This window comes from Streptomyces pseudoechinosporeus, from assembly GCF_054783935.1.
Window position 1 is genome coordinate 1 of sequence record NZ_BAAGPS010000011.1, and the last position, 17,537, is coordinate 17,537.

Consider the following 17,537-nt stretch of genomic DNA (forward strand, 5'->3'; position numbering starts at 1 on the left):
GATCGATGAAGCCCGCCAGGTGTCCGCTTGGCTGCGCGCGGTGGCGGCGGGGACGGTTGCGGTGACCGGACCTGATGCCGACGGCTTGCTGTCCCCGGACACGTGGTTCGTCGAGCCGGTCCTGGCCTTCAGCCTCGTCGATCGAAGCGAGGACGGTGCGGTGATTCGTGTGCACCTGTCCATGGAGGCGGCGCCCCCATGGCAGCAGGGTGAAAACAGAGCAGACATCTACCAGTACTTCGTGGAGGCCCAGGTAGATGTAGCTGCTCTGCTTCGCGCAGCTGATCAGTGGGATCTTGCTCTGGCTTCGTTCCCCACCCGCTGATTCAGTCGTGAACCGGCAGCCGAGACGACCTGCCAGCGGTGGTGGCCCGGCGGCTGTCAGCACACAACTTCGGCACACAACTGCGGTGGAACTGCAGTGGAACTAGGCGTTTTCACGCGCTGAGATCTGCGATCCTCCTCGTGACCTCTGGAAACGACGACAGGAAGGACGCGGAGATGAGCGGCAACGGGGGCGGGGCACCGTGGAATCCATACGGAGGAGGACAACCGCCGGGGCCGGGTTCGCCACCCGTACCGCCGGCGGGCCCGTGGCCGCCGGCTCCGGCACGCCGACTGACCTTTGGATGTCTCTTCAATCCGATCGCTGTGGGGCGTGTGGTGTTCACGCCGTCCCGGCCGGACCGTGTGTGCGACCCGGTGGTGAGGAGGGTGCAGGTCTGGCGGACGGTCGTCGGCCTGGTCGCTGTCACGTGGATGCTGTTGTCCTATGGGCTGGCGTCAAACGCCGACGCCGTGGTGGACGACCGCTTCGGCCAGATCCGTACCACCCTCATTGTCCTGGCAGTGACGTTCCCGGTCGCCGTCGCCGTCTTCATCGCGGCGGCCCGCCCACCCAACCGGCGCCTGTTCTTGCGCCGCGCGGGTAAACCCGCCGGGGCGCTGCTCGCGCTGGTCGTCACGCTCGCTGTGCCAAGACTGATCACGGGGCTGGGTTACGTGGACGAGAACACGAACTGGACGGCGTCGGCAGGGCGGGTGGTGCTGCTGTTCGCCCTGGGCGCCTTCCTGTTGTGGCTCGCCCCCTTTGGCTTCTACGGCATCGCGCAGTCACTCGTGCACGTCTTCCGGACAGCAGACCTCCACGAGACGGTTCCACCACTGCTCGCGACGCTGCTCGTTTGGGAAGTCGCTTTCTTCGACGTATTCCGGGGTGCCTACGACGGTGTGCCGTTCGGAGTGCGGATGACCTTCATCCTGGGAGCCCCGCTGACCGTCACCGCATTGGCGATGTGGGAGCTGCGGCGGCTGCGTACGCGGCACGGCATCACCCTGCGTGCAGCACTGCTTCGCTGAACTGTCGCGACGGAGGTTGCCTTTGGCTCTGCTGCTCCCGGCCGCCGTCCAACCGGTACCTGTGCAAGCCGCAGCCCTCACCGCATCACCGGGCTGGCTGCCGTCACCGGCGGCGACCATGCGCTGCGTCGGCCCCAACGTCTCGGCGTACGCGTCGAGTTCCGTACTCGCGCTTACGGCGTGGCGCCTGCGATTTCGATGGCGAGGGCGCCGAGAGCTTCCTTCTCGGGCGGGTAGATGGCGCGGATGTTGGCGAGCTGCTGGTCGCGGGTGGCGGTCGGGTCGACGTTGGCGGGTCCCTCGCCGTCGAGCAGGGTCTCGAAGTCGGGGTACTCGGTGACCCGCTTGACCTTCACCGCACAGGTCTCGTCGGTGCCCTTGATGCGGAAGCGGATGACATCGCCTGCCGCAAGATCGGCGAGGTGCGGGTACTTCACCTGCACCTCGATGGTCTTGGTGCCCGCGGCGACGAGGTCGAAGTACTGGCGGTAGAGGCTGAGTTCGCGGACGCGGGCGGTGCTGTCGGTCATGGGGCGGGAGCGCTCCTTGCGGTTGGTGCTTGCCGGTAGCGGGCGACGTCAGCTCGGCTTCTCTCCAAGTGCGGTGCGCAGCCAGTCCAGAGACCCGGTCGCCAGCACCGCGTCGGCGAGTTCGTTGGCCGACTTCGTCGTGAGCCGGCCGCGGCTGTTGTCGATCCAGCGCTGCGCGTTCTCGTAGCCCTGGGCCTTGTACTCGATGCCCTGGATCATGCACTCCAGCTTGTCGGCGTCCCGGGCGCAGATCGCCTCGGCGGATTCCTTCGCCTCGTACTCGGCGACGAGTTCCCGTACGGCCGAGGCCAGGATCTCGGGCATGTCGGCGACCTGGTCGGCGGTGACCGCCTGGGGGTCCGCCTCGGTGGCGTACTTCTTTCCGAGGTGGTTCACGTCACCGGTCCGTGTTTCCTGGGAGTCGTGCCACACCGAGAGGTACGCGGCCCGCGCGGGATCGGCGCCTTCGAGCTTCGCGATGATCGTCGCAAGCAGAGCGGTACGCCAGGAGTGCTCTGCCACCGACTCCGGGTCGCGTACGCCGGCCATCCACCAGCCGGTGCGCTTGGTCTGCTTCAACGTCCCCGCCTCGTACAGGAAGCGCGCCACCGCGGACAGGTCTTCACCCACCGTCGGGCTCCTCTCACGCCTCGGAGATGGGGGTACCGCCCACGTCCTTAAGGCAGTGGGGGAGGATCGCGTACCGGATGCTCTCCAGCTCCCGGCGCCCGCGCGCCGACAGCTCCCGGCTATCCAACATCACAGGCAGCCGGTCGCGCAGGGCACGGGCGGCTGCGCCAGATTGCAGCAGGTGGGGCCGGACCTGGAGCAGGGACCACACGGAGTGGATGTTGAGATCGACGTAGCCGTGGTGTGGGGCGAGTCCTTGAGCGAGGTGGGTGAGGAGCCTGGCGCCCGGCCAGGGGCCGGGGCTGCGGGCGGCGATGAAGTCGTCGCTCAACTCGAGATGGGCGGTTTCACCGATCCAGTACGCCCAGTAGTTCAGGTTCGCGGCCTCGCCGGTGTCATCGTCGATCAGGGCGGTGTCGATGAAGTGGCTCATGCGGTCCCGGTCTCCTTGCCGGGCCGAGACGGCGGCGACGGAACGGGAGTTGAGCCAACGCGTGAGCCAGTCGCCGGAGCGTTCGGTGGCCTGCTGGTGAGCGAGCCACTCCGACGTGTCGGGCTGATCGTCGTACCCGGAGAGGTACAGGGCCTGGCGGCGGAGGAGGAATTGGTCCTCGCCACGGGCCTGCTCTGCGGTACGGCGCATCTGTGTGAAGAAACGGGTCCGTTCGGAGGCCGACAGCTCCGGTCCGGCGGGCGCGGGTCCTCGGCGCCTGCGGGGCGGGTCGGGCAGGTCACGGACGGGCTGGGGTGGTACGTCGTTGAGGGGCCACGCAAGCACCTCGACGAGGTCGCGCTGCATCACCCAGGCACCGAGCGGGCTGTCCTCGACCGTGGCCTCGTCGTCGAGGGCGGCGGTGAGGAGGACGTCCGCCTCCAGGGCACGGTCGAGGGCCTGCAGGAGCGCGGGGGCGGTGCCCATCTGCATCAGCCGGTGACGGTGCACGAGCATCTGTCCAACTGGTACAGCGGTCAGGGGGGGGCGGCGGCCGGACTCCCATCCCGCGATCGTGTCCGCGGACACCCGCAACTGCTCGGCTACTTCCTCCTGGGTGATGCCGAGCTGCTCTCTTATGACTCGGAAGACGTAGCCGGAGATGACGCCCGTGCGAGGGCGTCCGGTTGCTCCCTGACTGCCGGTCAGGGTTCGTCGCGAACTTGACCGCATGCACAGCCCCATTCCCGTGTGTTCGCAGCAAACCACTTGTACTCGCGGTCACTTCAAGCAGTGATCGCGGCTCTCTACCGTCGTATGCATCACCGGACGAGCCTAGTAGGGAGGCGGTCACCGTGGGCTTCCATCCGCTCACTCTGGATGCACAGGCAGCCTTGACGGCCGGTGATGGGACGACACGGAACGCGAGCACCCCAGAGGGACGCGACGATGACCATGACGGCTGCATCGGTAGGACCACCGCGCTACCAGGAGCGCTATGCGGCGAAGCTGGAAACCGCCCAACAGGCGCGTCGGGACATAGCGCTGGCCCTGGAGAGCTGGGGCCTTGCCCACTTGGTCGAGGCGGCCGAGCAGATCGTCACGGAACTGGTCGCCAACGCCGTGGAGCACACCGACGCGGCCACGGTTGGCACCTCCGTCACCCGGACCGGAGCGGAGGCCGTGCGGATCGTCGTTACGGACACCTCCCGCACCAGACCCGCACCGGCCGCGCCGTCCAGCGACGACGAGAACGGGCGTGGCCTCCTCATCGTCGACGCGCTCGCCCACGACTGGGGGAGCGAACTGGTCCACGGCGGAAAGCGGGTGTGGGCCGAGCTGCGTGGGGACGGCGTGTAGTGAGCGGACAGCCCGTGGCCGGGCTGCCGGACGTCGGCCTGCTCAGCCCCGACAGCGGGCGCAGCCCAGGGCCGGAGATCGATTTTCCGGCCCGAGCAGTTGAAAGCCCGCTCCGCCCCTTCAGGCTCCCCGCCGGGGCGGAGCGGCCCAGCAAGACCCTCGCCCGGGCTCTCGAGCCTGGACGAGGTGGAGAAGAGTCCGAGCACTACCAACCAGCAGGAGGCAACCATGCCCACGGCAGCACTCGTCCCGTTCGGAGCTCGCGCCGAGCGCATCCCGTACACCGTGATCCTGGAGGCGGGCTCGTTCACCTACGACCCGGCCCGGCAGGTCAACGTCATGACCGACGGCTCCGGCTCGCTGTGGAGCCGGTCCACCAACCTGGCCGGAAGCTGCACCAACACCAACTGGGACAGCAAGAACGACGACACCGCCGACCCGTACCTGATGCGGTGACACGGCACCTGTCCGGCGGCCCGGTGCTGGTCGTCACCAAGGAACTGGACCCGGCGGCGGACCTGGTGGTCGACGAGCTGACGGTCCGGCATGTGCCGGTGATGCGGTTCGACATGGGTGACTTCCCGCAGACCATGTCTCTGTCCGTCGAGCATGCCGCAGCGCCCTGGGCGGGGGTCCTGGCTGACACGTACCGTTCCGTGCGGCTGGAGGAGGTGAGGGCCGTCTACTACAGGCGGCCCCGCCTTCCCGCCGTCTCCGAGCACATGGAGGAGCCCCACCGCACGTGGGCCAACGAACAGGCACTGGCCGGCCTCCTCGGCACCCTGTACGCGCTGCCGGTGACGTGGGTCAACCGGCCCGAGGTGGACGGCATCGCCTCCCACAAGCCGGGGCAACTCCCGGCAGCGGCGGCGCACGAGCTTCGCACGCCCCGCTCGCTGATCACCACCGATCCCGAAGCGGCCCGGAAGTTCTGCCACCAGGTGGGCGGCCGGGTGATCTGCAAGCCGCTCATGGGAGGCCCGCTGGAGTACCCGGACGGCCGCCGCACCGGGGTCCCCACGCACGTGGTCGACCCCGACGCCATCGACGACTCCGTGTCCCTGACGGCGCACCTGTTCCAGGAGTGGGTGCCCAAGTCGCACGAGGTGCGGCTGACCGTCGTGGGCACGGACCTGTTCGCCGCCGAGATCCACGCGGGCAGCGACGCGGCCCGGGTGGACTGGCGTAGCGAGTACGACGCCCTGACCTACGACGTGTGCAAAGTGCCGGACGTCGTGCGGGTGGGCGTGCTGGGCTGGCTGGAGCACTTCCGGCTCAACTTCGGCGCGTTCGACTTCGCCGTCACTCCCACCGGGGACTGGGTGATGTTCGAGTGCAACCCGTCCGGAGAGTGGTCCTGGATCCAGAACAAGACGGGCCTGCCCATCGCCGCGCACCTCGCTGACCTACTCGCCAAAGGACGACCATGACGACGCACACCGAAGAGCGCGCCGAGGAACTGCGCGCGGCGCTGGCCGACGACCTGGAGGCCAGCGGCCAACTCACCGACCTCGCATGGCGGAAGGTGTTCGAGACCGTTCCACGCCACCCGTACGTGCCGGAGTTCTGGACCCTGACCGGCGAGGGACAGCGGCGCGTGACGTCCGCCGACCCGGACTGGCTTGACCTGGTGTACACGGATGACGCGCTGGCCACCCAGCTGACCGACGGCGTGGCCACCTCGTCGTCGACGGCGCCCGGCCTGATGCTCACCATGCTCCAGGCCCTCGACGTCGCCGACGGTCACCGGGTGCTGGAGATCGCGACCGGCACCGGCTACAACGCGGCGCTGCTGTCGGAGCGGTTGGGCAGCCACCAGGTGGTCAGCGTGGAGGTCGACCCCGTGCTGGCCCGGCTGGCGGACATCGATGTCTTTCACCATGGTCATGCCGCTCACTCTTCCTCCCTCACCAGACGACAACGCCGCAGATGGGGGTGCCAGACCACCGTGTCCGAAGCATGATCCGCAGGACACTAGGTGCTGCCCGAAACCGTCACCAACGTTGCCTGCTCCCACGTACAAAACCAGCCGGGCGGCGGACATGTCCGGAGCACAGCAGCACCGCGTCACAGGCGGTCCTCGTGCATGCGGTGGCCGCGCACCGCACCGATGCAGCGCACGCTCACCCCGAGCGGGCCCCGGTGCCCTCCGGGCCCGACCTGTCCGGGAGGTCCAGGAGGAAAACCGTCAGCCAGTCGGCGTCCGACGCGTGGTAGCCCAGGCCGACCAGGGCGTCGGCCGCGGCGCGCATGTGCTCGGCGCCATAGACGACGCCGATGGTGAAGGAACCGGTCCTGTCCGCAGAACCGCGGTGGAAATCCATCAGCGCCCGCACGAGCAGCCGGTCGCGGCGCCGCATCACCAGATCCTCAAGGCCCGGCAAGAAGTCCGCTGTCGCCTCCTCGGCCTCACTCAGCAGGTCCTCGGTGGCCAGATGCCGGGCGAGGTAGCGGCGGGTGCCGAACAGCCGCATGCCCGCCGTGACGGCCGGCACCATCGCGGCCAGCATCACCCGTTCCTTCAACGGCAGCCGCCGGAAACCCTCCTCGAACTCCTCCCCGCCCATGTCGGGGCACACCACGGGCATGCCGAGCGTGTCGAAGTCGATGTCCTGCACGACGAGCCCCAGCCGCTCGTGCCCGTCCAACCGGGCGTACGAGGCCACGAGCGCGTCCGCACTGACCGAACCCTTGCCGACGCCCTCCGCGATCACCAGATCGCAGCGGCGGCGCAGCCGGACCGTCACCTCCTGGTAGAAGTCCGCCTCGCCGAGGTGGATCATCGGGAAGAGCAGGAACTCGAGCCCCGCCCCCGGCTTGCGAAACCGTATGACCGCCGAGCGCACCCCCGCCAACTCGGTCACCTCGATGAACTGCATACGGCCCCCGTCCCCGCCCCATCGCGGAAGCAGCACGAGACGGCAATGCTGACCGTACCCGCACTCCCGCGCCCCCCGTTGCGGGCTTACAAACAGACCTGCTGACGTCAGGACGCCCCGAAGACGCTCAACCGAATGGCTTTGTTATTCGATGTGACTGTAGGAGTCACCTTTCTGACTGAGTTTGCGATGTCGGTTTGTTTTTCGTGTGGTCACTGGCCGGGGACGCCATCGCAGGCCCATGGACACTCGCCACGCCCGTTGCCATGCTGAGATCAGAGAAGCGTGGGGGCAGCATGGGGTTCATACAGCGGATGTGGGCGCGGATGTTTCCGCAGCCGTTCGACGACGCCGGCCTCCAGCGGCAGATTTGGGAGGCGCAGCAGGCTCTCGCCGCGAGGGAGGCGGACTCCAGACGCCGCCTCCCTCGGTCACCTGAGGATGTGGAGAAGGCAACTCAGCACGCTGCGCGGGCGTATCAGCTGGCTGATGAGGTGCGCAAACGCGCCAAGGACGCCGGCCTGGGAACCTCAGGGTGGCTCGAGAGCCCCGAGGGACGGAAGTTCACGCTGGCCCTCTCCCCGACTGACCGACAGGCCCTGTCGGGTCTGCTGCGGCGCGCTGCGCAGACCAAGACGGAAGCCGCGCCTCGGTCGATGCGACGGCGCTTAGAGGACGAGAAGCGCGCAGAGGACGAGAAGCGAGCAGCTCGGGATGCGGTCGACGACCGCTGGCGGTCCGCCAGGAACGCCGAAGAACAGGCGGCAGCATTCCTGGAGGTCCATCAGTCTCCGCTGACCGCTCCTGCTGCCTTGAGCATGGCAGCGGCCCTCGCGAAACGCGGCAAGCTCAACGAAGCCAACATGCGCCGGGCCGAAGAGCTCTACGAGGCCCGGGTCAAGAACGCCTCGCACGACTACTGGCCCACCGGCGAGAGCGTCGTCTCCTTGCTGTTCGGCCGTGGCCAACGTCCGTGAGGTGAGGCTGGTGCATTTCAAGCCGAGGCCAGGACAGCCGACTGCTCGGTGAGCCGCCGCCTCACGCCAGTTGGGGGCTTGAGGGTGGCAGCGTGTGGTGGACGGGCGATTGGCCGTGCTGGCGGGCGTGCGTTCAGGCGGTGGCGCCCTCGGCCTCGGCGGAACCCTGGCAACCTGCGAGTGGGTCAAGAAGGGACACCGTGGGTTGCGCTGAGCGGGACCGACCGATGAGTTGAGCGAGTACATCCGGTCTTCATTCAGCAACGGCCGCAAGACCCGCGGCCCTACCGAAGGAGACCTTGTGACGTACTCGGTGAACGACGACGCGCGCCCCCAGCTCAAAGCCCTCGACGTGCTCGTCGGAACGTGGAAGTTGAGCGGCGACGCGGAGGGCGAGACGACGTACTCGTGGATGCGCGGCGGGCACTTCCTGATCCAGCGAGCGAGTCTGACCCAAGGCGGCGAGACGCACCACGTGACCGAGGTCATCGGCTATGAGAAGCCGTTCATGGCCGAGCAGGCCGCCGAGACCATCTCTTCACGGGCCTACACCGACAGCGGGGACACTCTCGACTACACCTGGGAGCTACAAGGCGAGGTGCTGACCATCTGGGGCGGCCAGAAGGGGTCACCCGCGTTCGCGCGAGCGACATTCAGCGCCGATCACAACACACTGACTGGCGCCTGGCAGTGGCCTGGCGGCGGATACGAGTTCAGCGCGACCCGGGTCGCGTCCAGGGCCAGCTCGTAAGCACCCTGTCCGTCCGGCCCGGCGCACCGTCACCCTTCGTGCGCGCACCGCTGGTGGTCGGTGCGCATCGCGGTGCGCAATGACGCACACCGGCGCGGCAGTGGGGAGTTCACCGCATCGTCAGTGTGCGCACCGGTGCGCACGATGCAGTGATCGTCGGGTGCGGTGCGCACCGCGTCGTTCGGTTCATCCCCGGCGGCGCTTGCGGTGGCGCGCGGGCTGCCACGGGTACGGATTCGAGGCACGGATACGGGATCGGGCCGGCGCTGCGGTCGTGACACGGTCACGGCGTCGGCGGCCACCATGTGGTCACCGACGCCGACAGCGATGCGCTTCGGGGGCGGGACAGGGGGGTCATTCGCCGGGCTTGATGCGCCCACGCCAGGCTCCGGACTCGCCGCCGCGGCCCTCGATGTACTCCTTGAAACGCCGCATGTCGCCCTTCACACGCCGGTCGATCACTCCCAACATGTCGCCGGTCTTCTCCACGACGCCGGTGGGCTCAACGTCCATGACGAGCTCGACCCGGGTGTGCGTGTCGTCCAGGCGCTGGAAGCGGACCGTGCCCTTCTGCCTGGTGTCACCCGTGGTGGTGCGCCACGTGATGCGCTCGTCGGGGAGCTGGTCGACGATCTCGGTGTCGAACTCCCGCTCCACCCCGCTGATCTTGGTGATCCAGTGGTTGTGGCGCTCATCGAGCTGCCTGACTTCCTCGACCCCTTCCATGAACTGCGGGAACTCCTCGAACTGGGTCCACTGGTTGTAGGCGGTGTGCAGAGGAACCTCGACTTCCACCGCTTCCTTGACCGTGCTCATCTGAGAACCTCCCTCTCTACTGGGCTGGTCGCAGCCAGGACCAACGACCAGCCCGCGGCCTCGGCTCGCTGAGGCGAGTACCCGAGGATCACTCGTCTAACGACCGGTTAGTCACGTCCCGTGCTGGTCGTGGAGGCGCGGTCATGCAGCGGAGGGTCCAGGGCACGTTCACGGCCACCAAACGCGCCCCTCATCCAGAGCCACCCTGTGGCAGAGCTGCGACCGGCGCCGCGGCCGGGCCGACCGCTTGGCACAGGTCCAGGTAACGGCGCAGCCGTACGCCTTGTCTGAGAGGTCCCGTCGAGCTACCTCGCGGGGCGTCCCACGACCTACGCCCACCTGTATCCGGACGAAAACGATCGCACCCGATCCATCACGGGCGCCGTTCTAGGCGCCCCGAGGACCGGGTGCGGAAAGGGAGACGCTGCAACCAACGTAATCGCAGGTCAAACGGCATGATCGAAGATCATGCCTTCTAGGTCCACGATGGCTCACGCTGCATGTCGTCCACCCCTCCTCCCCGTACGCCTACGCCTGCTCACCGGCACCATCAGCGCCACCAGCCCTCCCAGAACCGCCGCGGCCACCCACCACGCGAGCGGTACGGAACTCTCCTCGCTCGCGTTCTGGGTGGTGGCGGACTTCGGGGCGGCGCCGGAGGCCAAGGGAGTGGCTCGGGACGTCGCTGAAGGGCTCGCGGTGTTCTTGCCGGAGGTCAGGACTACGTCGTTGCCGTCGCCGCCGCGGTAGCTGATCCGGTACTCGGTCTTGCCCACCTTGACCTTGGCGCCCTCCTTAAGGCCCTTGAAGGTGCCCTTCGTCTTCGCCTTGCCGGTGTGGTCGATGACGGTCACCGTCTTCGCAGGAGTCGAAGGAGTCGAAGGAGTCGAAGGAGTCGCAGCCGTCGCAGAGACCGGCTCGACCACGAGCTTCCCGCCCAGCCGCAACGCGCCTCCGACCTTCAACGCCCGGTCCTTCACGGTCAGTTGACCGCCCGCGCCCTGCGTGTAGTCCCCGGTCACCGTCACCCCGCCGGAGACCTTCCCCGAACCCGTATTCGCCACCGATCCGACGACCTTGCCCTTCCCGGCGAGGGACGAGCTCAGATTCAGCACCCCGCCCGGCGCCTTCCGCACATCCAGCTGTGCCCCCGGCGAAGTGAGCCGGATCCCCTTGCTGCGCGCCAGGCTCGCCCCGTCGAGCGCCAGCGTGCCCTTCGTGACGGTCGTCGTGCCCGAGTACGTCACGCCACTGGTCAGCGTGGTCGTGGCGGCACCCGACTGCGTGAGGGAGCCGCTGCCGCTGATCTTGGACAGGGAGAGCGGCTTGGCCGTGTTGCGCAGCACCAGCGCACCGTTGTTGACGACCTTGTAGAGGTCCCCCTTGGTGTACAGGCCGCCGTCGCCGCCGGACTTGCCGCTGCCCAGCCGCAGCACCGCGCCCTTCTCGATCGTCGTCGAGCCGTTGTAGTACTGGACGGCGGCGAAGGTGACGTCGTTGCCCTGCGTCCCCTTGATGACGATGTCGCCGGCGCCGGGCGCGGACAGGGTGTCGTGGAAGACGCCGCCGCCGATCGGCGCGCCGAGTGTCACCGGGCCGTTGTAGCTGAAGGTGAGCAGCGAACGGGAGCGGGCCGCCAGCAGGTTGATGTATACGGTCTCGGCGGTACCCGGCATGAAGATCTTGTTCGTGGTGCCGTCGCCCCACTGGACGTTGGCGCCCTTGATGTTGGTGCCGCGCTTGTTGATGTTCTTCCGCGCGGGCGTCCAGTTCAGGGCCGGGTCGCTGAGCGAGGGATCCGTGTCACCGCCCTGGTTCGACCAGCTGTACTGGCCGGTGAGGACGACCTTGCTGCCCGGCCGGGACTGGACGTTGATGTCGCTGCCGTACTCGCGCTGGTAGAAGTCCATGCCCATGGTGACGGTCTGGCCCAGCGGGGTGTCGACGGTGTACGTGCCCTGGTTGAGGATCTTGCGCACGTTCGGCAGCGACGTCGCGAACTCCGGGCGTCCGGCGTTCACCTGTGTGCCGTTGTCGATCACGCCGGAGAAGGAGTGGGCGCCCGACAGGTCCCAGGTGCCCCAGAGGAACCTCGGCTGGGTGATCAGCCCGGAGCCGCTGATGGTGCCCAGGTTGTAGGCGCTCTTCAGGGAGAGCCGCAGGGTGCCGTCGACCCGGATGTTGTCCTGGTTGAGCCGGAACGCCGGGGTGTTGTACGGGAAGTGACCGATCAGCCCGGTGGTGCCGCCGTTGCCGTACTGCAGGGTCGCGCCGCGCTCGACCGTGATCGCGGGCGGGTCCGGGTTGGTCGTGGTGACGTACGGGTGGTTGCCGCCCTGCGTCCGCACCGCTTGCCGCTGCCGGGACTTCGGCAGCGTGAAGTCGCTGTCCTTGGTCAGGATCAGGGTGCCGGAGCCGCGTACGGTGAGCGTGCCCTCGCCTCGGAACACCCCGTTGTACGTCGTCCTCCCGGCCGGCACGGTCACCACCGTGTCGCCGTCGAGCGTCACGTCGCGCCCTGCGAGTACCGCCGCCGTGGCGTCGTCGGCGGCGGGTGCCGCTGCCGCGCTCGGCGTCATGATCCCTGTCGCGAGCACGGCCAGTGCCGCGCCCGCTCCTGCTGCCCGTACACGGATGTTCTTGTTCACGCCTGTGGAGACGGGAACAGGGCGGGGGCGATAACAAAAACTTGGGCCCGACTTCGGGTCCGCCAGTGTCCGACTTTTTCTAAGCTCCCGACCCGTTGACCTCCTCGTAACACACCCTTACCGTTTCGGCGTTCGGAATGGCAGATACCGTTCGGAATTTCGAATGGTCCAGTGTGAGGGAACCGCATGAGCCGCCTTGACGAGAGCCCCGACATCCCCAGCCGCAGACTCGTCCTGAAGGGCGCCCTCGCCGCGGGCGCGCTCACCGCCGTACCCGGAATAGCCCAGGCCGCCACCCCCGCCGCCGCCGGCGGGAGCTCCTCGTATGTCAACCCGCTCGTCCGCAACCGCGCCGACCCGCACATCCACCGTCACACCGACCACCGCTACTACTTCACGGCCACGTCCCCGGAGTACGACCGCATCATCCTGCGCCGCTCCCGCACCCTGCGCGGCATCGCGACCGCCGACGAGGCCGTCATCTGGCGCAAGCACGCCACCGGTGTCATGGGCGCGCACATCTGGGCGCCCGAGATCCATCACATCGACGGCAAGTGGTACATCTACTTCGCCTCCGCCCCCGCCGAGGACATCTGGGCGATCCGCATCTGGGTCCTGGAGAACTCCCACAGAGACCCCTTCAAGGGCACCTGGGTCGAGCGCGGCCAGCTGAAGACGGCCTGGGAGACCTTCTCCCTCGACGCCACCACCTTCACCCACCGCGGCACCCGCTACCTTTCCTGGGCGCAGCACGAGCCCGGCATGGACAACAACACTGCCGTCTGGCTGTCGAAGATGGCCGACCCGCTGACCCTGACAGGCCCTCAAGTACGGCTCACCACACCGGAGTACGACTGGGAGACCATCGGCTTCAAGGTCAACGAGGGCGCGTCGTTCATCAAGCGCAACGGCCGCATCTTCATGTCCTACTCGGCCAGCGCGACCGACCACAACTACTGCATGGGCCTGCTCACGGTGGACGCCGACGCCGACCTCATGAACCCGGCGAACTGGTCGAAGTCCCCGACCCCGGTGTTCACCAGCAACGACACCACCAAGCAGTACGGGCCGGGCCACAACTGCTTCACGGTCGCCGAGGACGGCCGCACCGACGTCCTCGTCTACCACGCCCGCCAGTACAAGGAGATCGTCGGCGACCCGCTGAACGACCCCAACCGCCACACCCGCATCCAGAAGCTCGGCTGGAAGCCGGACGGCACACCGGACTTCGGCATCCCCGTCGCCGACACCCCCGCCCGGGACGGCAAGCGTCCCAACTGACCGGCTTCGCACGTCACTTCACCGTTCTGAAGGAGAGTGTCCAGATGCCACATGCTGGGATAAGACGTGCCGCAACAAAACGTGCTGGGATGAGACGTCTGTACGCGATCCTCGTCGCCCTCTGTCTCGCAGTCGCCGGAGCACTCGCGACCGCGGGCCCGGCCCAGGCGGCGCCCCAGACCATCACCAACGGCACGCAGTTCACCGACACTTCGGGCAATCCGTTGCACGCGCACGGCGGCGGGGTCCTCAAGGTCGGCTCGTACTACTACTGGTTCGGCGAGAACCGGAACTCCGACAACACCTTCCGGTACGTGTCGGCCTACCGCTCCACCGACCTGAAGAACTGGGAATTCCGCAACCACGTCCTGACCGAGGCCACTGACCCCGAGCTGGCGACCGCCAACATCGAGCGGCCGAAAGTCATGTACAACGCCGCCACCGGCAAGTACGTGATGTGGATGCACAAGGAGAACGGCGTCGACTACAGCGAGGCGCGCGCCGCCGTCGCCGTCTCGGACACCGTCGACGGCGACTACGAGTGGCAGGGCAGCTTCCGCCCGCTCGGCCAGCACATGTCCCGTGACATCACCGTCTTCACCGACACCGACGGCACCGGCTACATGGTGTCCGCCGCCCGCGAGAACTACGACCTGCACATCTACCGGCTCACCAGCGACTACACCGGCATCGCCGCCCTGGTCGCCGACCCCTGGCACGGCGGCCACCGCGAGGCTCCGGCCCTCTTCAAGCGCAACGGCGTCTATTTCATGCTGACTTCGGGCGCCACGGGTTGGAGCCCCAACCAGCAGCAGTACGCGACGGCCACCTCGCTCGCCGGTCCCTGGACGGCGATGAGGAACATCGGCGACTCGACGACGTACGGCTCGCAGACCACGTACGTCCTTCCCGTGCAGGGCAGTTCGGGCACCTCCTACCTCTACATGGGCGACCGCTGGGGCAACTCCTTCGGCGGGACGGTCAACGACTCGCGATACGTCTGGCTGCCGCTGACCTTCTCGAACTCCACCACGATGTCCATGTCCTGGTATCCGGAGGTCACCATCGACACGGCCGCCGGAACGATCACCGGCCGGGGCGGCCCGTACGAGACGCTGGCCGCCCGGCACAGCGGCAAGTGCGCCGACGTCCCCGACCAGTCGCTCCTCGCGGGCGCCCAGATCAAGCAGTGGACCTGCAACGGCGGCGGCAACCAGCGGTTCTGGTTCAAGGACCTCGGCAACGGATACGTCCAGCTGATGGCCCGTCACAGCTCGCTGTGCCTGCGGGAGAACGCCTCCAACGTCACCCAGGAGGCCTGCTCCACCTCCGTCACCACCCAGCAGTGGTCGGTGACCACGTCCGGCGGCTACGTCACGCTGAAGTCCCGCGCCAGCGGCGAGTGCCTGGACGTGAACGGCGCGTCGACCGCCGACTCCGCCGCGATCATCACGTACGCCTGCAATGGAGCGACCAACCAGCAGTGGACGCGGGCCAGTTGACGCAGGCCCTTACTCCGTCTGGTGGAGGAGCAGTTCGGCTGACTCCTCCACCAGGCGGTGCAGCACCGGCATGTAGTTTCCATCGCCACCCAGTTCGGTCAGGAGGCGCTGGGCTTCGTCGCGGAACCTGCGCAGGTCTGCTTCGTACTGCTGAAGACTGGTGGGCGCGAGAAGCGAGGCTATGAGCTCTGACCTCGCTTCCTCGGAACTTTTCGCGGCAGCGCGCAGGTCCAGGAGGCGGCTCCTGGACCGAGGTGACGCGTTCTCGAGGGCGTAGGCGAAGAGATAGGTGACGGTGCCGTTCCGCAGGTCTTCATTGCGGCCGGAGAGAATGTCCTGCTGGTCGTTGAAGAGTTGCCACAGGATGCCGAAGACATCGCCGAACTCACGCCACATCCGTATTCGTTCGTGTTCCGTGCCGGCCAATATCGCACCCATCGCCGTGATCATGCCGAAGGGTGCCCCGGATTTACCTCGGTACGTCGTGACCACCGAGTCCCGCGTGGCGTCGCCGGCATCTCGGCGCAGATCGCTCAGTTGGCCTTCGGTGCCGACGATTGCGCAGGTCACGAGCTCGGCTGTCAGGGCGCTGCGCACCGAGTCGGGAACCTGTTGCGACTGGATGATGTGCAGCGGGAGGGCGTTACCGCTGATGATCGACGCGAGCAGTGCCTCGTTCTCGCCGATTTCCCGCGAAACGCTCGCGGCTTCCCCGTCCGCCAAGTCGTCGAGATAGCACGCGGAAGTCCACCACAGCACATGGATCGCGGACAGTGGAACAGCCGGTCCGGGATCTCCCGTCTCGGCGCCATGCACCAGGAGCGGCAGCACTTGCAGGGGATACCTGAACGTCTGGTGCTGAAGCAGTTTGGTGACCGCGTCCTTGACCGCGGTCGAGGAGGGACCGAGCCGCTCGATCCCGGCTTTCATCCCCGCGTCGATATCCGAGGAGAACTGCCGGTACAGGTCCACATATGAGGCTGAATTCACTGCGACTTCCCTTTTGTCGAGTTGCTTATGGTCCTGATTCGATCACTTCGAAACGTGGGCCGGCCAGGGCGTCTTCCAGCCACGGCCGGTTTCTTTCCGGTGGTACGGAACCGAGATGCCGCACGCCCCTAGAAAGCGCTTGCCATCGCGGGGTACGGTCCAGCGACCAGGAGAAGTCGCCCTGTTGAAGGAGTCGCGTTGAGACGCACCCTGATCGCCGTGCTGGCCACACTGACCGTCGCCACGGCTCTGTCCGCCACCCCGGCTTCGTCCGCCACTCCGGCGCAGGCGCACGGCCGTGGCGCGGGCCTCGAGAACTGCACCGCGACGGCCTGCCACTTCGACGTCGCGCCCGGCACGTACGACGTACGCGTGCTGCTCGGCGGCGACACAGCGGCGAGCACCGGAATCACCGGAGAGACCCGCCGCACCCTCCTCCCCGAGACGGCCACCGCGGCGGGCGAGCGCGTGGCCCGTAGCTTCACCGTGAACGTCCGCACCCCCGAGGGCGAACCCACCGGCCCCGCGGGCACCCCCGGCCTCGACCTCGTCCTCGGCGGCTCGGCCCCCACGCTCGCCGACATCCGCGTCACCCCCGCCCGGCACGCCCGTCAGATCTTCCTCGTCGGCGACTCCACCTCCTGCGACCAGCCCGGAGCCCCGTACTCCGGCTGGGGCCAGCAGCTGCCCCAGTACCTCCGCAAGGGCCTCTCGGTCGCCAACTACGCGGACTCCGGGGAGAGTACGGTCAGCTACCTCGACAACCCCGCGCTCTTCGCGACCGTCCAGCCGCTGATCCGCAAGGGCGACCTGGTCCTCATCCAGCTCGCCCACAACGACAAGCAGACCGACGAGGCGACGTACCGCGCGAACCTCGAAAAGCTCGTCGCCGGCGTACGCGACCGGGGCGGCCGGCCTATACTGCTCACGCCCATCGTCCGCCGCTGGTTCAACGCCGACGGCACCCTCAACAACAACACGGCCCTGCTGGTCAACGGCCTCGGCGTCGACCACCCCGCCGTCACCCGCTCGGTGGCCGCCGCGCACGACGTACCGCTCATCGACATGACCGCCAAGACCAAGGCCCTGGTCGAGTCGCTCGGCGTCGAGGCCTCCAAGGCGCTCTACCTCTACAACGAGAAGCGGGACAACACCCACACCTCCGCGCACGGCGCGACCGTCTACGCGGACCTCGTCCGCGACGAGCTGGTCGCCCAGCGCCTGGTCCCCAGGGGCCTGGTGAGGTGACCCAAGACCCTGGGGCGTCCCGACCGGAACCGGGGCGCCCCAGGTACCTCAGCGCTCCGCTGGGAGCACGATTAGAACCTGCGGGTCGGTGGGGGCTGGTCGCGCCCCGCGGCGGAGCCGCATATGTCACCGCC

General features: G+C 67.9%; 18 protein-coding genes. 11 read left to right on the plus strand and 7 right to left on the minus strand.

Annotated elements, in window-relative coordinates:
* Both ACYVO6_RS16480 and ACYVO6_RS16485 read left to right on the plus strand, forming a co-directional pair.
* Positions 1-325: WapI family immunity protein (locus tag ACYVO6_RS16480; protein WP_461061905.1), on the plus strand; the 325-nt coding region annotated here is incomplete at its 5' end.
* A 389-nt stretch (positions 326-714) separates the two neighbouring features.
* Entirely contained in the window at positions 715-1,359 is a 645-nt protein-coding gene (locus ACYVO6_RS16485; RefSeq protein WP_461061907.1) for a hypothetical protein, read from the plus strand.
* Between the two features lie 173 nt (positions 1,360-1,532).
* Here ACYVO6_RS16485 and ACYVO6_RS16490 read toward each other — a convergent pair whose 3' ends face one another.
* From ACYVO6_RS16490 to ACYVO6_RS16500, 3 genes are read right to left on the minus strand one after another with little or no spacing between them, the layout of a single operon-like run.
* A complete protein-coding gene (locus ACYVO6_RS16490) occupies positions 1,533-1,889 on the minus strand; it encodes an ASCH domain-containing protein (protein WP_461061909.1) in 357 nt (118 codons plus the stop codon).
* Positions 1,890-1,937: 48 nt separating this feature from the next.
* Entirely contained in the window at positions 1,938-2,519 is a 582-nt protein-coding gene (locus ACYVO6_RS16495; protein ID WP_461061911.1) for an HD domain-containing protein, read from the minus strand.
* A 13-nt stretch (positions 2,520-2,532) separates the two neighbouring features.
* Positions 2,533-3,696: a helix-turn-helix domain-containing protein gene (locus tag ACYVO6_RS16500; RefSeq protein WP_461061913.1), complete on the minus strand. Its 1,164-nt coding sequence runs from the start codon at positions 3,694-3,696 to the stop codon at positions 2,533-2,535.
* A gap of 204 nt (positions 3,697-3,900) precedes the next feature.
* Between ACYVO6_RS16500 and ACYVO6_RS16505 the strand changes: the two genes are divergently transcribed.
* The 4 genes from ACYVO6_RS16505 to ACYVO6_RS16520 all read left to right on the plus strand — a co-directional run bounded on the left by ACYVO6_RS16505 (position 3,901) and on the right by ACYVO6_RS16520 (position 6,274).
* Positions 3,901-4,311, plus strand: coding sequence for an ATP-binding protein (locus ACYVO6_RS16505; RefSeq protein ID WP_461061915.1), 411 nt, complete (start codon positions 3,901-3,903; stop codon positions 4,309-4,311).
* 228 nt (positions 4,312-4,539) lie between these two features.
* Positions 4,540-4,767, plus strand: coding sequence for a putative ATP-grasp-modified RiPP (gene tgmA, locus ACYVO6_RS16510; RefSeq protein ID WP_461061917.1), 228 nt, complete (start codon positions 4,540-4,542; stop codon positions 4,765-4,767).
* Positions 4,764-5,741, plus strand: coding sequence for an ATP-grasp ribosomal peptide maturase (gene tgmB / locus ACYVO6_RS16515; RefSeq protein ID WP_461061919.1), 978 nt, complete (start codon positions 4,764-4,766; stop codon positions 5,739-5,741). The genes tgmA and tgmB overlap by 4 nt, the downstream gene beginning before the upstream one ends.
* On the plus strand, positions 5,738-6,274 hold the full coding sequence (locus ACYVO6_RS16520) for a methyltransferase domain-containing protein (RefSeq protein WP_461061921.1): 537 nt from the start codon (positions 5,738-5,740) through the stop codon (positions 6,272-6,274). The genes tgmB and ACYVO6_RS16520 overlap by 4 nt, the downstream gene beginning before the upstream one ends.
* A 160-nt stretch (positions 6,275-6,434) precedes the next feature.
* Here ACYVO6_RS16520 and ACYVO6_RS16525 read toward each other — a convergent pair whose 3' ends face one another.
* Positions 6,435-7,226, minus strand: a complete 792-nt coding sequence (locus ACYVO6_RS16525; RefSeq protein WP_461061923.1) for a hypothetical protein — start codon at positions 7,224-7,226, stop codon at positions 6,435-6,437.
* 290 nt (positions 7,227-7,516) lie between these two features.
* Here ACYVO6_RS16525 and ACYVO6_RS16530 point away from each other — a divergent pair, with 290 nt between their 5' ends.
* On the plus strand, positions 7,517-8,167 hold the full coding sequence (locus ACYVO6_RS16530; RefSeq protein ID WP_461061924.1) for a hypothetical protein: 651 nt from the start codon (positions 7,517-7,519) through the stop codon (positions 8,165-8,167).
* A gap of 301 nt (positions 8,168-8,468) precedes the next feature.
* Positions 8,469-8,918, plus strand: a complete 450-nt coding sequence (locus ACYVO6_RS16535; RefSeq protein ID WP_461061926.1) for a hypothetical protein — start codon at positions 8,469-8,471, stop codon at positions 8,916-8,918.
* 354 nt (positions 8,919-9,272) lie between these two features.
* Here ACYVO6_RS16535 and ACYVO6_RS16540 read toward each other — a convergent pair whose 3' ends face one another.
* Both ACYVO6_RS16540 and ACYVO6_RS16545 read right to left on the minus strand, forming a co-directional pair.
* Positions 9,273-9,734: an SRPBCC family protein gene (locus ACYVO6_RS16540; RefSeq protein ID WP_461061928.1), complete on the minus strand. Its 462-nt coding sequence runs from the start codon at positions 9,732-9,734 to the stop codon at positions 9,273-9,275.
* A gap of 491 nt (positions 9,735-10,225) precedes the next feature.
* Positions 10,226-12,313, minus strand: a complete 2,088-nt coding sequence (locus tag ACYVO6_RS16545) for an autotransporter-associated beta strand repeat-containing protein (protein WP_461062315.1) — start codon at positions 12,311-12,313, stop codon at positions 10,226-10,228.
* Between the two features lie 255 nt (positions 12,314-12,568).
* Between ACYVO6_RS16545 and ACYVO6_RS16550 the strand changes: the two genes are divergently transcribed.
* The gene (locus tag ACYVO6_RS16550; protein ID WP_461061930.1) at positions 12,569-13,663 is read left to right on the plus strand and encodes a glycoside hydrolase family 43 protein; all 1,095 of its coding nucleotides are present in this window, start codon (positions 12,569-12,571) and stop codon (positions 13,661-13,663) included.
* A gap of 89 nt (positions 13,664-13,752) precedes the next feature.
* Positions 13,753-15,165, plus strand: coding sequence for an RICIN domain-containing protein (locus tag ACYVO6_RS16555; RefSeq protein ID WP_461061932.1), 1,413 nt, complete (start codon positions 13,753-13,755; stop codon positions 15,163-15,165).
* 9 nt (positions 15,166-15,174) lie between these two features.
* Here ACYVO6_RS16555 and ACYVO6_RS16560 read toward each other — a convergent pair whose 3' ends face one another.
* Complete coding sequence (locus ACYVO6_RS16560) at positions 15,175-16,137, minus strand: polyprenyl synthetase family protein (RefSeq protein ID WP_461061934.1); 963 nt, start codon at positions 16,135-16,137, stop codon at positions 15,175-15,177.
* Positions 16,138-16,353: 216 nt separating this feature from the next.
* Between ACYVO6_RS16560 and ACYVO6_RS16565 the strand changes: the two genes are divergently transcribed.
* The gene (locus ACYVO6_RS16565; RefSeq protein WP_461061936.1) at positions 16,354-17,403 is read left to right on the plus strand and encodes a rhamnogalacturonan acetylesterase; all 1,050 of its coding nucleotides are present in this window, start codon (positions 16,354-16,356) and stop codon (positions 17,401-17,403) included.
* The last annotated feature ends 134 nt before the right edge of the window (positions 17,404-17,537 follow it).

What these genes read in the sequence shown, in the direction of transcription:
- ACYVO6_RS16490 (WP_461061909.1), bottom strand. Translation starts at nt 1,889, where the DNA reads ATGACCGACAGCACCGCCCGCGTCCGCGAACTCAGCCTCTACCGCCAG.
- ACYVO6_RS16500 (WP_461061913.1), bottom strand. Translation starts at nt 3,696, where the DNA reads ATGGGGCTGTGCATGCGGTCAAGTTCGCGACGAACCCTGACCGGCAGT.
- ACYVO6_RS16505 (WP_461061915.1), top strand. Translation starts at nt 3,901, where the DNA reads ATGACCATGACGGCTGCATCGGTAGGACCACCGCGCTACCAGGAGCGC.
- tgmA (WP_461061917.1), top strand. Translation starts at nt 4,540, where the DNA reads ATGCCCACGGCAGCACTCGTCCCGTTCGGAGCTCGCGCCGAGCGCATC.
- ACYVO6_RS16520 (WP_461061921.1), top strand. Translation starts at nt 5,738, where the DNA reads ATGACGACGCACACCGAAGAGCGCGCCGAGGAACTGCGCGCGGCGCTG.
- ACYVO6_RS16530 (WP_461061924.1), top strand. Translation starts at nt 7,517, where the DNA reads ATGTTTCCGCAGCCGTTCGACGACGCCGGCCTCCAGCGGCAGATTTGG.
- ACYVO6_RS16540 (WP_461061928.1), bottom strand. Translation starts at nt 9,734, where the DNA reads ATGAGCACGGTCAAGGAAGCGGTGGAAGTCGAGGTTCCTCTGCACACC.
- ACYVO6_RS16545 (WP_461062315.1), bottom strand. Translation starts at nt 12,313, where the DNA reads ATGACGCCGAGCGCGGCAGCGGCACCCGCCGCCGACGACGCCACGGCG.
- ACYVO6_RS16550 (WP_461061930.1), top strand. Translation starts at nt 12,569, where the DNA reads ATGAGCCGCCTTGACGAGAGCCCCGACATCCCCAGCCGCAGACTCGTC.
- ACYVO6_RS16555 (WP_461061932.1), top strand. Translation starts at nt 13,753, where the DNA reads ATGAGACGTCTGTACGCGATCCTCGTCGCCCTCTGTCTCGCAGTCGCC.